The 13,623-nt window shown below is 56.0% G+C and carries 12 protein-coding genes; 4 read left to right on the top strand and 8 right to left on the bottom strand.

Annotated features, from left to right (window positions below; genetic code table 11):
- Positions 1–4: 4 nt before the first annotated feature.
- Positions 5–541: a GNAT family N-acetyltransferase gene (locus ACPXSQ_RS16075; protein ID WP_024472190.1), complete on the bottom strand. Its 537-nt coding sequence runs from the start codon at positions 539–541 to the stop codon at positions 5–7.
- A 602-nt stretch (positions 542–1,143) separates the two neighbouring features.
- Here ACPXSQ_RS16075 and ACPXSQ_RS16070 point away from each other — a divergent pair.
- Positions 1,144–1,812, top strand: a complete 669-nt coding sequence (locus ACPXSQ_RS16070; RefSeq protein ID WP_227022885.1) for a hypothetical protein — start codon at positions 1,144–1,146, stop codon at positions 1,810–1,812.
- A 48-nt stretch (positions 1,813–1,860) separates the two neighbouring features.
- On the opposite strand, the gene ACPXSQ_RS16065 is transcribed toward ACPXSQ_RS16070, so the two are convergent.
- From ACPXSQ_RS16065 to pepA, 3 genes are all read right to left on the bottom strand, one after another.
- Positions 1,861–4,716 (bottom strand): valine--tRNA ligase, encoded by a 2,856-nt coding sequence (locus ACPXSQ_RS16065; protein ID WP_210531445.1) that lies wholly within the window; start codon positions 4,714–4,716, stop codon positions 1,861–1,863.
- Positions 4,717–4,721: 5 nt separating this feature from the next.
- On the bottom strand, positions 4,722–5,180 hold the full coding sequence (locus ACPXSQ_RS16060) for a DNA polymerase III subunit chi (protein ID WP_013024391.1): 459 nt from the start codon (positions 5,178–5,180) through the stop codon (positions 4,722–4,724).
- A gap of 69 nt (positions 5,181–5,249) precedes the next feature.
- Positions 5,250–6,761, bottom strand: coding sequence for a leucyl aminopeptidase (pepA, locus tag ACPXSQ_RS16055; RefSeq protein ID WP_013024392.1), 1,512 nt, complete (start codon positions 6,759–6,761; stop codon positions 5,250–5,252).
- 267 nt (positions 6,762–7,028) lie between these two features.
- On the opposite strand from pepA, the gene lptF reads away from it, so the two are divergent.
- Together lptF and lptG are read left to right on the top strand one after the other, a co-directional pair.
- Complete coding sequence (gene lptF, locus ACPXSQ_RS16050) at positions 7,029–8,129, top strand: LPS export ABC transporter permease LptF (RefSeq protein ID WP_105091692.1); 1,101 nt, start codon at positions 7,029–7,031, stop codon at positions 8,127–8,129.
- Positions 8,129–9,205, top strand: coding sequence for an LPS export ABC transporter permease LptG (gene lptG / locus ACPXSQ_RS16045; RefSeq protein ID WP_014595186.1), 1,077 nt, complete (start codon positions 8,129–8,131; stop codon positions 9,203–9,205). The genes lptF and lptG overlap by 1 nt, the downstream gene beginning before the upstream one ends.
- Positions 9,206–9,334: 129 nt before the next feature.
- On the opposite strand, the gene ACPXSQ_RS16040 is transcribed toward lptG, so the two are convergent.
- On the bottom strand, positions 9,335–9,964 hold the full coding sequence (locus ACPXSQ_RS16040; protein WP_116584801.1) for an NADPH-dependent F420 reductase: 630 nt from the start codon (positions 9,962–9,964) through the stop codon (positions 9,335–9,337).
- Between the two features lie 103 nt (positions 9,965–10,067).
- Between ACPXSQ_RS16040 and ACPXSQ_RS16035 the strand changes: the two genes are divergently transcribed.
- Complete coding sequence (locus ACPXSQ_RS16035) at positions 10,068–10,976, top strand: LysR family transcriptional regulator (RefSeq protein WP_042677143.1); 909 nt, start codon at positions 10,068–10,070, stop codon at positions 10,974–10,976.
- 9 nt (positions 10,977–10,985) lie between these two features.
- Here ACPXSQ_RS16035 and ACPXSQ_RS16030 read toward each other — a convergent pair whose 3' ends face one another.
- The 3 genes from ACPXSQ_RS16030 to ACPXSQ_RS16020 form a co-directional block, all read right to left on the bottom strand.
- Complete coding sequence (locus ACPXSQ_RS16030; RefSeq protein WP_426144153.1) at positions 10,986–11,621, bottom strand: Vat family streptogramin A O-acetyltransferase; 636 nt, start codon at positions 11,619–11,621, stop codon at positions 10,986–10,988.
- A 120-nt stretch (positions 11,622–11,741) separates the two neighbouring features.
- Entirely contained in the window at positions 11,742–12,857 is a 1,116-nt protein-coding gene (locus tag ACPXSQ_RS16025) for a M20 family metallopeptidase (protein ID WP_426144152.1), read from the bottom strand.
- A complete protein-coding gene (locus ACPXSQ_RS16020; RefSeq protein WP_013024399.1) occupies positions 12,857–13,612 on the bottom strand; it encodes a glutamine amidotransferase in 756 nt (251 codons plus the stop codon). Before ACPXSQ_RS16020 ends, ACPXSQ_RS16025 begins: the two co-directional genes overlap by 1 nt.
- Positions 13,613–13,623: the final 11 nt, after the last annotated feature.

The following is a 13,623-nucleotide window of genomic DNA, read 5'->3' as shown; positions in this document are numbered from 1 at the left end:
CGCATTACAGCGTTTTCAGCATCCTGAACTCGCAGTCACCATGTCCGGTACAGCCCAGCGCATGGTCGATGCGGGCAAAACCCAGCGATTCATAGAGCTTAATGGCGCGGGTTAAGCTGCCGGTGGTTTCCAGATAGCAGCGACGAAAGCCGCGCTGGCGTGCGTGTTCCATGGCAAGCAGCGCCAGTTCACGCGCCACGCCGAGGCCACGGATGCCCGGCAGGAAATACATCTTTTGCAGCTCACAGATATCCGGCGCGCTGCAGGCTAGGGGGGCAATGCCGCCGCCGCCCATCACTTTTCCCTGATGTTCCACAATCCAGTAGGCGCTGTGCCCGGCGCTGTAAAGTTCATAAAGCTGGTCCAGATTGGGATCGGCCACGGTATAGCCTTTGTCCGCCGTCAGGCCAAATTCCGCAGAAACGTCGCGGATCACCCGGGCGATATGAGGATTGTCGTCGGCGACGATAGGACGCAGCAAGGGTTGCGGCTGAGTATCAGGGATCATAACGGGGCAGCGTGACGGAATCAGGTTAGACATGCGTCAGAAATAGCATTATCGTCGGGTAAAAGCAATATTGTTCACCGTGCATGGAGGCGTATAACGTGTTTTCCCGTTTCAGTTTTAAAACCATTAAAGACCTTTTCCCTTTCTTTATTATTGTCGGCTTTATCAACGTCTGGGCATATTTTCAATGGATTGGCAGGCCGGATGTTTTTCCGCTGATAATAAATAATGTGGCTGGCGTTATTGCTGTCCTTATCACCTCGATACTGTTTTTCAGCGTATTTTCGGTCACGTTACTTATTCCCTCCGGGCTCTGTTCATTATCCGCCTTGCAAAAGGGCAAAAAAGCTCGCCCGACGCGGCGCTATAACGAAGGCTGCTGCGCAATAACCGCCTTTAGCGCCTTTCTTACAGCCTTTACAGCGATCTATTTTGGAGAAAGTTCAGATGCCTGGCTGATATTATCCGCGGCAGGTGCCGTGGCCACAGGCGTACACAGTTTGGTTAATCACCGAGTTAATCGGCTTCGGCAGCAACATCACCGCCAGTTGCTTGCCAGGCTGAAGCGCATGCGGTCGGCGAATAACGACTTAAGCACCCGCCTTAAAAGAAAATTTTGTCTGGCGGAAATAAGCTTGAACGTGGTTGTCATCAATCTTCGTTACGTTATTTACGCCGTGTTTGTATCCCTGGTCTCTTTTCTACCGCTGTTGTTTTTACTGCAGGGCGATATTTATTTCTCAGCGAAAAATACCCTGCCGCAGTATTTTATTATTACCGGTTTATATCTGCTGCTCTTTATGCCGGCGCTGTTCTCACTCTTGACCAATAAAATAAAAGCGCATCATGGCTTCAAACCCATTTTGGCGTTTTCACCTGGTCTGGTCATCGGCGTGTTTACGCTGTTTTCTGTTCAGCTGGTGCAGATTAATCAGCGTGCGATTGAAATCGTCGGCATGGCGTCCTGGCACGAAAAGGTGTTTTCCGTGCCCTCGAAAGACTTCCCGGCCTATTACTTTCCCGCGTCGGTCTGGGGGCCCAGTAAAGCGATGGGCGATGCACGTTTGATTACAGGCATCGAGGCATTTACCAACGGCGAAACCCACCTGATCTGCCCGGCACGCTTAAAGGCGCTCAGGCAAAGGGCGCTGAAAAGGAATGCCTTACTGTGGCAGGCTGATGAGAAAGCCAAAACGGACCTGGTTGGCATGAGCCAGAACTGTCTCTTGATTAAGGGCGATAAGGTGACGACGGCGGCGGTACTGAAAACGCTCCTGCCCGATGAGGTCAATGTGAAGCCATAAAAAAGCCCACGCCAAAGCGTGGGCTGTAGCAAACACGAAGCTGTACGATTACAGCGCGGCGATGACGGCCTGCTGTTCAATCAGTTTTGCTTTTGACTGTTCCATCTCGGCGACGCGCTCGCGCTCTTTGGCAACGACCGCTTCCGGGGCACGGGACACAAAGCCTTCGTTAGCCAGCTTGGTCTGGATCTTCTCGATTTCCACATCCAGCTTCAGCAGCTCTTTGGCCAGGCGCTCCAGCTCGGCGGTTTTATCCACCAGATCCGCCATCGGGATCAGCAGCTCGGCGCCTTCCACGATTTTGGTCACCGACACCGGGCCTTTCTCGCCCGCAGGCAGAATGGTCAGGCTTTCCAGTCGCGCCAGGCGTGACAGGAAGTTACGGTTGGCCTCAACGCGGCGCTGGGCCGCCGGAGAGCAGTCACGCAGCAGCACATCCAGCAGCTTGCTGGGCGCGATGTTCATCTCCGCACGGATATTACGGACCGCGATGATCGCCTGCTTCATCCACTCGATGTCGGCTTTGGCTTCGGCATCTTCTTTCGCCGCATCAAACTGCGGGAACGGCTGCAGCATGATGGTGTCGTCGCTGATGTTTTTCAGGCCTTTCACGCGCTGCCAGATGGTTTCCGTGATAAACGGAATGATCGGGTGCGCCAGGCGCAGCAGCGCTTCCAGTATGTGAACCAGCGTATGGCGCGTGCCGCGCAGCTCGGATTCACTGCCGCTGTTCATCACCGGCTTAGTCAGCTCCAGGTACCAGTCGCAGAACTGGTTCCAGGTGAAGTCATACAGGATGTTGGCAGCGATATCGAAACGATAGCTGTCCAGCGCCTCACGGTAGGCTTTTACCGTGTGGTTGAACTCGGTCAGAATCCAGCGATCCGCCAGCGACAGCGTCATCTCGCCGCCGTTCTGACCGCAGTCCTGGTCTTCGGTGTTCATCAGCACAAAGCGGCTGGCGTTCCACAGCTTGTTACAGAAGTTGCGATAACCTTCCAGGCGTTTCATGTCCCAGTTGATATCACGGCCGGTTGAGGCCAGCGCCGCCAGCGTAAAGCGCAGGGCATCGGTACCTGATGGCTCAATGCCGTTCGGAAACTGCTTCTCGGTACGCTTGCGGATTTTTTCCGCCAACTGCGGCTGCATCATGTTGCCGGTGCGTTTTTCCAGCAGATCTTCCAGCGAAATGCCGTCAACCATATCCAGCGGGTCAATCACGTTACCCTTGGATTTCGACATCTTCTGGCCTTCTTCGTCGCGGATCAAACCGGTCATGTAGACGGTTTTAAACGGCACCTGCGGCTTGCCGTTTTCATCTTTGATGAAGTGCATGGTCAGCATGATCATGCGGGCAATCCAGAAGAAGATGATGTCGAAGCCACTCACCAGCACGCTGGTGGGGTGGAAGGTGCGCAGGGCTTCGGTATTTTCCGGCCAGCCCAGCGTCGAGAAGGTCCACAGGCCTGATGAGAACCAGGTGTCCAGCACGTCATCGTCCTGGCGCAGCGCCACATCGGCGGCCAGGTTGTTCTCGGCGCGAACCTCGTCTTCGGTACGACCCACATAAACGTTGCCGTCGTTGTCATACCAGGCCGGAATACGGTGGCCCCACCACAGCTGACGGGAAATACACCAGTCCTGAATATCACGCATCCAGGAGAAGTACATGTTCTCGTACTGCTTCGGTACAAACTGAATATCGCCATTCTCAACCGCTTCAACCGCGACTTTTGCCAGCGGTGCCGTACGCACGTACCACTGATCGGTCAGCATCGGCTCAATGACCACGCCGCCACGGTCGCCGTAAGGCACGGTGAGATCATGCGGTTTGATCTCTTCCAGCAGGCCCAGCGCGTCTACCGCAGCCACGATGGCCTTACGGGCGGCAAAACGCTCCATCTTCTGGAAAGCAGCAGGAATCGCGTCGCTGTAAGCGGTGCTGGCTTCGCCGTTGGTGTCATAAACCTGGGCGCTTTCACGGATATCGCCGTCGAAGGTCAGGATGTTGATCATCGGCAGCTTATGACGACGGCCCACTTCGTAGTCGTTAAAGTCATGCGCCGGGGTGATTTTCACGCAGCCGGTGCCTTTTTCCATGTCGGCGTGCTCATCGCCCACCACAGGAATCAGGCGGTTAACCAGCGGCAGCATGATAAATTTACCGATCAGATCTTTGTAACGCGGATCTTCCGGGTTTACCGCCACGCCGGTATCACCCAACAGGGTTTCCGGACGGGTGGTCGCGACGACCAGATAATCTTTACCGTCGGCAGTTTTCGCGCCATCGGCCAGCGGATAACGGATGTGCCACATCGAGCCTTTGCTCTCGCGGTTTTCCACTTCCAGGTCAGAGATTGCCGTACGCAGCTTCGGATCCCAGTTCACCAGGCGCTTGCCACGGTAGATCAGGTTTTCTTTGTACAGGCGCACAAACACTTCTTTCACCGCATTAGACAGGCCATCGTCCATGGTGAAACGCTCGCGCTCCCAGTCAACCGAGTTGCCCAGGCGGCGCATCTGGCGGGTAATGGTGCCGCCCGATTCAGCTTTCCACTGCCAGATTTTGTCGATGAACGCATCGCGACCGTAATCCTGACGGGTTTTGCCTTCTTCTGCGGCGATCTTGCGCTCAACCACCATCTGGGTGGCGATGCCTGCGTGATCGGTACCGGCCTGCCACAGGGTATTTTTGCCCTGCATGCGCTGGTAGCGGATCATGGTGTCCATGATGGTTTGCTGGAAGGCGTGACCCATGTGCAAGCTACCGGTGACGTTCGGCGGCGGGATCATGATGCAAAAGCTTTCCTGGCTGGTGTCGCCATTCGGTTTGAAGTAGCCCTGCTTTTCCCAATGCTCGTAAAGCGGCTGCTCGATATCTTGCGGGTTATATGTCTTATCCATTTCTGCTATGTCGTTTGCGGCTGTGGCGGCGTTGCCGTATTCAATTGGAAGCCAACGCTGCGATACGCTTTGTAGCGATCGCGCGCCAGCTGTTTGAGAGCGTCTTCGTAAGGAACGAAGTCTATCACTTCATGGAAAGCAGTAGCAAAATCTGCGAACTGCGGCAGCAGGCTGATCAGCAGGTCGCGTGGCGAATTGCCCCGACGCTGCGGCCATGCCAGCTCAACCGGTGCGCCGTAGCGCGGACCTTCCCCGGCGAGATTGTGCGGCACAAAGGCGTTGGCGGGGCGCTGCCACAGCGCCTCATCAAGCCGAATGGCTTGCTGCTCATCTTCACAGGCGATGAGCACCCGCTTACCGGCCCGCCAGCGTGTTTCCGCCAGATCGCACACCAGCGCTTCAACGGCGCTTAAGCCATCGCTGGATGCATCGGTTTCCAACACGTAGAAGGTTGCGTTTTTCATCGAATTGCCTGTTTAAAGAAAAGAAGGGCGGAGTAAGCTCCGCCCCGATGGGTTCGGTGGTCCGTACGATCAATCGTCGCCGTTCAGGCCAGCACGATTCAACAGGAACTGCGACAGCATCGGCACCGGACGACCGGTGGCGCCTTTGGCCTTGCCTGAACGCCAGGCGGTACCGGCGATGTCCAGATGCGCCCAGTTATATTTGCGCGCAAAACGGGCCAGGAAGCAAGCGGCGGTAATCGCCCCACCCGGACGGCCGCCAATGTTCGCCATATCGGCGAAATTGGATTCCAGCTGTTCCTGATACTCATCGGCCATCGGTAAACGCCAGGCGCGGTCGCCAGACTGCTCCGAGGCACCAATGAGTTCGTGCGCCAGCGGATTGTGGTTCGACAAGAGTCCGCTGACGTGATGACCCAGGGCAATGACGCAGGCGCCGGTCAGTGTGGCAACGTCAATCACCACTTCCGGATCGAACCGCTCCACGTAGGTCAGCGCATCACACAGCACCAGGCGGCCTTCAGCATCGGTATTTAACACTTCAACCGTCTGACCGGACATGGTGGTCAGCACGTCGCCCGGACGCATGGATTTGCCGTCCGGCATGTTCTCGCAGCCGACCAGCACGCCCACCACGTTCAGCGGCAGATTCAGTTCGGCGACCATGCGCATCACGCCATAAACCGAGGCCGCGCCGCACATGTCGTACTTCATCTCATCCATGCTGTCCGCAGGCTTGATGGAGATACCGCCGGAGTCAAACGTCAGCCCTTTGCCAACCAGCACAATCGGGCGCGCGTCGGTATCCGGGTTGCCTTTGTACTCAATGACCGACATCAGGGATTCATTATGCGATCCCGCGCCCACCGCGAGGTAGGCGTTCATGCCCAGCTCTTTCATCTGCTGCTCGCCAATCACGCGGGTCGTGATGTTTTTGCTGTAGGCATCCGCCAGCTGGCGCGCCTGAGATGCCAGGTACGCAGGATTACAAATGTTAGGCGGCATGTTGCCCAGATCTTTTGCCGCTTTCACACCGGCGGCCACCGCCAGCCCGTGCTGAATGGCGCGCTCACCGCTGGTAAGCTCACGGCGCGTCGGCACGTTAAACACCAGCTTACGCAGGGGACGACGTGGCTCCGCTTTGTTGCTCTTCAACTGGTCGAAGTTATACAGCGCCTCTTTCGAGGTTTCGACGGCCTGACGCACTTTCCAGTAGGTATTACGCCCTTTGACGTGCAGCTCGGTCAGGAAGCACACGGCCTCCATCGAGCCGGTGTCATTCAGCGTGTTGATGGTTTTTTGGATCACCTGCTTGTACTGGCGCTCGTCCAGCTCACGCTCTTTACCGCAGCCAATCAGCAGAATACGCTCTGACAGGATATTCGGCACATGATGCAGCAGCAGCGTCTGGCCCACTTTGCCTTCCAGTTCACCGCGGCGCAGCAGGGCGCTGATATAGCCGTCGCTGATCTTATCCAGTTGCTCGGCAATCGGTGACAGACGACGCGGTTCGAAAACACCAACTACAATGCATGCACTGCGCTGTTTTTCCGGACTACCGCTTTTTACACTGAACTCCATGCACTCTCCTGAATCTTAAAGACAACGGCCGCTGCTGCCGCTAGAATGTAGCGCATTCGTGACCCATTTATTAAGCGAAGCATTAAGACACATGCTGCTGGAGGTCATAATGGATCAGGGTGACAAGATGTTGTTTTTTCATCACCCAAACGCGATTACCATACATTTCTAGCGTCGACGACGGCCATTTATGAAGAAAAATGGCTAATAAGCGTTGAAATTAGCGATTTTCCTGCAAAAAGACAAGTTTTCACAGGCGTATTAAGCGTGATCATTATTAGATATCTGGTTCGGGAAACGCTCAAAAGCCAGCTGGCTATCCTGTTTATCCTGCTGTTGATCTTCTTCTGTCAGAAGTTGGTGAGGATTTTAGGGGCTGCGGTGGATGGCGAAGTGCCGACAAACCTTGTTCTGACGCTGTTAGGACTCGGCGTGCCTGAAATGGCACAACTTATTTTGCCCCTAAGCCTGTTTCTGGCGATTTTAATGACGCTCGGGCGGCTGTATACGGAAAGTGAAATTACCGTTATGCATGCCTGCGGCCTGAGTAAAGCGGTGCTGGTCAAAGCGGCGATGGTGCTGATGCTGTTCACCTCGGTGGTGGCGGCGGTTAACGTCATCTGGCTTGGTCCCTGGTCGTCGCGCTATCAGGAACAGGTTACCCAAAACGCCAAAGCGAACCCCAGTGCGGCTGCTCTTGCTGCGGGACAGTTCCAGACCTCCAGCGACGGTAGCGCCGTGCTGTTCCTTGAGAACGTCAAAGGCAATCAGTTTGGTCACGTCTTCCTGGCCCAGCTGCGGCCAAAAGGGAATGCGCGGCCTTCCGTGGTGCTGGCCGACAGCGGGCACATGGAACAGAAGAAAGACGGCTCACAGATTGTGACCCTGGATAAAGGGACCCGATTTGAGGGAACGGCGTTGCTGCGTGATTTCCGCATCACCGACTTCACTAACTACCAGGCTTACGTAGGTTATAAGCAGGCTACGCTGGATCCTAACGATGTAGACCAGGCCACGTTTGCTACGCTGTTATCGAACAAAACGCCTGAATTCAGGGCTGAGCTTCACTGGCGTATTACGCTGGTCTTTGCCGTGCTGGTCATGGCCTTGATGGTGGTGCCGCTCAGCGTGGTCAACCCGCGTCAGGGACGCGTGCTCTCGATGCTGCCCGCGATGCTGCTGTACCTGATTTTCTTCCTGCTGCAGAGTTCGCTGCGCTCAAGCGGGGCGAAAGGCCGCCTCGATCCGGCTATCTGGATGTGGGTGGTGAATATTAGTTATCTGGCGTTAGCGATCGTGCTTAACCTGTGGGATACCGTGCCGATGCGTCGAATTCGTGCGCGCTTTACACGCGGAGGATCGGTCTGATGTTTCGCGTTCTCGATCGTTATATCGGTAAAACGATATTTAATACCATCCTGATGACGCTGTTTATGCTGGTCTCGCTGTCCGGCATTATCAAGTTCGTCGATCAGCTGCGTAAAACCGGACAGGGTGCCTACAGCGCGCTGGATGCAGGTTATTACACCTTGCTGAGTGTGCCAAAAGACATCGAAATCTTCTTCCCAATGGCGGCCCTGTTAGGTGCATTGCTGGGGCTGGGAACGCTGGCGCAGCGTAGTGAACTGGTGGTCATGCAGGCGGCGGGCTTTACCCGCATGCAGGTGGCCCTGTCGGTGATGAAAACGGCGATTCCGCTGGTGCTGCTGACCATGGCTATCGGCGAGTTTGTCGCCCCTCAGGGCGAGCAGATGGCGCGTAACTTCCGTGCGCAGCAGCTCTATGGTGGCGCGCTGGTGTCGACGCAGAGCGGTTTGTGGGCCAAAGACGGCAACAATTTCATCTACATTGAACGTGTTAAAGGCGACGATGAAATTGACGGCGTCAGCATTTACAACTTCACTGACGATCGCCGTTTACAGAGCGTCCGCTATGCTGCAACGGCGAAATGGAATAAAGACAAGAAGTTGTGGGTGCTGTCTCAGGTGGACGAATCGAATCTGACCGATCCGAAACAAATCACCGGCTCACAAAGCCTGACTGGCGAGTGGAAAACCAGCCTGACCCCAGACAAACTGGGCGTTGTGGCGCTGGATCCGGATGCGTTGTCGATTACCGGCCTCTACGATTACAGCAAATACCTGAAGCAGAGTGGTCAGGAGTCTGGCCGTTACCGGCTGAACATGTGGAGCAAAATCTTCCAGCCGCTGTCCGTAGCGGTCATGATGCTGATGGCGCTGTCGTTTATCTTTGGTCCGCTGCGTAGCGTATCCATGGGCGTGCGCGTGGTCACCGGGATCAGCTTCGGCTTCCTGTTCTACGTACTGGATCAGATTTTTGGCCCGCTCAGCCTGGTTTATGGTCTGCCGCCGATTTTCGGCGCAATACTGCCCAGCTTTGCCTTCTTTGCCATCAGTCTGTTTATGCTGATAAAACGGCGATAAACGCTGACAGTCAGAAAGGCCGCGCGATGCGGCCTTTTTTTATGGGCGGGCAGACAATAAAACGTTATTTCAGGCTAAGGATGTCTGTCACAGACATAAGGTGCGGTGCCCTGTCGCCCTCAACCTGTTTTAGCGACGGGAAGTGCCTGCCAGCGCGGCCTTCAGTTGAGCGCGTGTCATGCGTACGCAATATACTGGCGTCCCGCGTTCGAAACGCCAGCCTTCAGCTAACGGCCCCACATCGACCGGATCGAAGCCAAACGTGTCGTATAATGTAGCGACACGCTTTTTAGCCTGCTCATCATCCCCTGCCAACGGCAGTGCACGTCGGTTCGAATCGCCTGCAGGCAGCCCCTGAACCTCCAGGTCGGTCATCTGAATGGCATTAAACGCTTTTACGACGATCGCGTCAGGGAACTGCTGGGCCAGTCTTTCGCTAGTGGTTAGCGTACCGTTATCCAGTTCTGCAATCTGTCCATCGCGCTCGGGATAGTAGTTTACCGCATCAATTATTAGCTTATTTTTTAGTCGTGATGATGGAAGCTGTGCCACAGCGTTAAGTGGCACGGCAATCACCACCATGTCGCTAAAGTCCGCCGCTTCCTCTACGGTGCCAGCTTCGCAGCCAATCATAGGTTTCAGGCTAAATAACGTCTGCGGTCCGCGAGAGTTACTTAACATTACCTGATGGCCCGCCTGGGTTGCCAGTCTGGCGACCGCTCGTCCAACAAACCCTGCACCAATAATGCCGATTTTCATTATGTCGTCCTCCAGTATTGTCGATAACAATCACGTTAATTAAAAATATTTGGTTGATAAATACGCAGTTAAGAGCAAGATAAACAACAAAAAGGAGGGAATGATGGACAGGCTTACCAGCATGAATGTTTTTGTCAAAGCCGCAGAGGTTGGCTCCTTTGCTGCGGCAGCCGAGCAGCTTCGACTCTCACCTCAAATGGTGGCAAAACATATCGCCAGCCTGGAAACGCGACTGGGCACGGTGCTGCTGAACCGCACGACGCGGCGGCAAAGTCTGACGGATGTTGGCCGTAATTATTACGAACGCTGCAAGGTTGTTCTGGCAGAGGCGGAAGAGGCCGACGCGATTGCCATGGAGATGAAAAGCACACCTTCAGGCATACTAAAGGTGAGCGCGCCCCTGACCTTCGGTGCGTTCACTCTGGCACCTTTTATTACCCGTTATCTGGCACGCTATACGGAAATTCAGGTTGACCTGGAACTTAGCGACCGCTTAGTTGAGCCGTTTGAAGAAGGGTACGAAGTAGTGATTCGTATTGGTGAATTAACGGACAGTTCATTAGTTGCGTATCCGCTTAAGCCTTATCGGTTGATTGCCTGCGCTTCGCCCACCTATCTGGCACGAATGGGCATGCCCGCAACGCCCGCAGACCTGATGGATCACGTGTGTTTGGTGTATGGCATCTGGTCACCGTCCATGCCTTGTCGTTGGCATTTTCAACGCGCTGGCAGGGTTGAGGAAGTAAAACCACAGGGCCGCTTCCGTTCTAATGACTGGAAGGCGCTGTTGCACGCAGCACTGGAAGGACATGGTGTGACGCTCGGCCCGGCCGATGTGCTGAATGAAGAGATCGAAAAAGGCCGGCTTATACAGATTTTGCCGGAATACGATGGACCTGCGCGGCCAATGAATATGTTAATCCCCGCAGGTCGACGTCAGACGGTGAAAATTCGCAGTTTTGTTGATGCCATTAATCAGACATTTGGTCTGCACCGCAGCACAACGGACTGATTCCCGAGGCTACTTTTGGCACGCCAGCAGCGCCTCCACGTCTCCCGACACAATCTGCCCAAGGTGCGCAGTAATCCATGCCGGTGATTGGTCCCACCACGCCAGCGACTCCAGTTGGGCCACGACCTCTGGGGCAAAGCGGGCACGGACGGGCTTCGCGGGATTACCGCCGACGACCGTGTAGGCTGGCACGTCCGAGGTGACGACGGAACGTGAAGCGATAATCGCGCCGTTGCCGACGTGAACGCCGGGCATGATTAGCGCCTCATAGCCTATCCACACATCGTTGCCGATCACCGTGTCGCCCTTGTAGGGCAGATCGCCTTCGCCCGGCATCACCTTTTCCCAGCCATTGCCAAAGATTTGAAACGGGTAGGTCGAGATGCCGGACATTTTGTGATTGGCGCCGTTCATTATGAATTGCGCACCTTTGGCAATGGCGCAAAACTTGCCAATAATCAGCTTATCGCCGATGAAGGGATAATGGTAAAGCACGTTACGCTCGAAGTTTTCCGCGTCCAGCGGGTCATCATAATAGGTGTAATCACCCACGATAATATTGGGATTGCGGACGGTGTTCTTGATAAAACATACCTGCGGAAAGCCAGCCAGAGGATGGGGATCGGTGGGAGCGGGTCCGTTCATAATGGCGCCTTTTATCTGATATCAGGATGGGCGGCAGTGCGAGGCCACGCCGATGCGCTTACCTCTGCCGCAGCGGCGCAATGAGCATACCATCCTTTCAGAAGAGCATCCGATCGTAGATCATCGCACCCCGTCACAAATCAACGCGCCATACAGCGCCTCGGCTTCCGCTAACCTGCTCAGCAGGCAATATTCGTCGGTCTGATGCGCCATCGACGGCTCGCCAGGGCCCAGAATTATGCAGGGCGGATTGCCCAGCGCGGGCAACAGCAGTGAAGCATCGGTAAAGTAGGGCACAATGCGCGGCACCAGGGGCGCATCATGCAATGGCTGGCATCGTTGATAAACCGCCTGAATCCATGCGTGATCGCCTTCACTGAGTACCGCGGGCAGGTCCACCAGCGTAGATATCGTCACACTTTCGCCCAGTAAGGTGCTGAGCTGCTGACGGATGGTGGCGTGCTGAAGATTGGGCGCGCTACGAATATCCACGTCAAACTGCGTGCGGTCAGGCACGGAGTTAATGTTCAGGCCGCCTGTGATGCGCCCGACGTTGATCGTGGGCTGTTTCATCAACGGATGCGGCGCGCCGGGGGAGAAATGCTGAATTTTACCCAGCGCATCGGCGGCCAGGTAGATCGCATTGATGCCCAGCTCCGGCATCGCGCCGTGCGCGGTTTTACCGCGTGTTTCACAGCGCAGCCACAGTGCGCCTTTGTGGCCGATAACCGGATAGTTCGCGGTGGGTTCGCCAACGATCAGCGCGCCCACCTCGGGCAGATCAGCGGTATCGATCAGCGCCCGCGCGCCGTCGCAGCCGGTTTCCTCACCGCCGGTAATCAGCAGCACCACGCCCGGCCCCTGGCGAATGGCCTGCTGGTGCGTAACGCAGGCCACGGCAAAGGCGGCAACGGCCGCTTTCATATCGCTCGATCCCCGGCCATAGAGCCGATCGTCCACGATATCGCCAAAGGGATCGTGTTGCCAGTCGGCGTTACCGAGCGGCACCGTATCCAGATGGCCGGTAAAGGCCAGCGCAGGTCCGGCCTGCTCGCCGCGCAGGCGGGCTATCAGGTTATGGCGTCCCTCGCCGAAGGATGACAGCGTGACCTCGAAGCCGTTTTCCTCCAGCCAGCCGGCAAAAAACATCATGCAGGCGGCTTCGTTACCCGGTGGATTGAGGGTATCAAAGCGGATCAGCTGTAACGCCAGATCCGCCGTGCGGGTGAGGGCCATCAGTGACGAACCGTTAACCAGTCAAGACAGTTGATCCACAGCTGGCGATAACCCTGCCACTGGGCAAATTCCTGCGGCAACCAGTGGGCAGACATATCGCTGGTCCACACCAGCGAGCGGCCCTGCTGATATTCGCGCACCGCCAGCAACGGATGCGCGGTGCCGGCAATGGTTGCCAGCAGTTTGCCTTCAGGGTGCATTTCCACTTCGTTATAGCCCAGTAACCACGGCCATTCGTCGGGCATGTCGGTAAACAGCGTGTGGGATTCGGTGACGCTCGGATAAGAACCTTCGGGCGTTTCGATGCGGTCGTCCCAGGCCAGGCAGCGTACCGGCAGCACTTTCTCGACCGCCGTGTTGCGATAGCGCGCGCCGCCGTTGATGCCCTGAAAACTGAAGTAGCCGCCGATCATCATCAAGGCACCGCCCGCCGCCACATAGTCGTGGATCAGCGTCAGACGGTTCGCCGTGCGCTGGCTCTTCAGCCAGGTATCCGGATGCAGCAGCAACGTGTTCGCGCCGATATCCGACAGAATGATCGCGTCCCACGCTTGCAGCCCGGCCAGCGTCAGCGGAAATTCGGTCGCCGCCGCGTGCGCGGGCATATAGGTGATGGCATAGTCGCTGTCGGCCAGCGCCGCCATAAAGTCGGTTGCACCATTGTGCCAGGTGGCGGTGGCAAACTGATCGAAGCCTTTAACGTGAACGGACGTGCTGGTCCAGGATTCCCCGACCAGTAAAATTTTCTTCTGCATTACGGTTCTCC

Origin of the sequence: Pantoea sp. EEL5, assembly GCF_049892805.1 — a bacterium.
Taxonomy (GTDB): Bacteria; Pseudomonadota; Gammaproteobacteria; order Enterobacterales; family Enterobacteriaceae; genus Pantoea; species Pantoea ananatis.
This window is presented reverse-complemented; position numbering and strand designations above follow the sequence as displayed.

What these genes read in the sequence shown, in the direction of transcription:
- ACPXSQ_RS16075 (WP_024472190.1), bottom strand. Translation starts at nt 541, where the DNA reads ATGTCTAACCTGATTCCGTCACGCTGCCCCGTTATGATCCCTGATACT.
- ACPXSQ_RS16065 (WP_210531445.1), bottom strand. Translation starts at nt 4,716, where the DNA reads ATGGATAAGACATATAACCCGCAAGATATCGAGCAGCCGCTTTACGAG.
- ACPXSQ_RS16060 (WP_013024391.1), bottom strand. Translation starts at nt 5,180, where the DNA reads ATGAAAAACGCAACCTTCTACGTGTTGGAAACCGATGCATCCAGCGAT.
- pepA (WP_013024392.1), bottom strand. Translation starts at nt 6,761, where the DNA reads ATGGAGTTCAGTGTAAAAAGCGGTAGTCCGGAAAAACAGCGCAGTGCA.
- lptG (WP_014595186.1), top strand. Translation starts at nt 8,129, where the DNA reads ATGTTTCGCGTTCTCGATCGTTATATCGGTAAAACGATATTTAATACC.
- ACPXSQ_RS16040 (WP_116584801.1), bottom strand. Translation starts at nt 9,964, where the DNA reads ATGAAAATCGGCATTATTGGTGCAGGGTTTGTTGGACGAGCGGTCGCC.
- ACPXSQ_RS16035 (WP_042677143.1), top strand. Translation starts at nt 10,068, where the DNA reads ATGGACAGGCTTACCAGCATGAATGTTTTTGTCAAAGCCGCAGAGGTT.
- ACPXSQ_RS16030 (WP_426144153.1), bottom strand. Translation starts at nt 11,621, where the DNA reads ATGAACGGACCCGCTCCCACCGATCCCCATCCTCTGGCTGGCTTTCCG.
- ACPXSQ_RS16025 (WP_426144152.1), bottom strand. Translation starts at nt 12,857, where the DNA reads ATGGCCCTCACCCGCACGGCGGATCTGGCGTTACAGCTGATCCGCTTT.
- ACPXSQ_RS16020 (WP_013024399.1), bottom strand. Translation starts at nt 13,612, where the DNA reads ATGCAGAAGAAAATTTTACTGGTCGGGGAATCCTGGACCAGCACGTCC.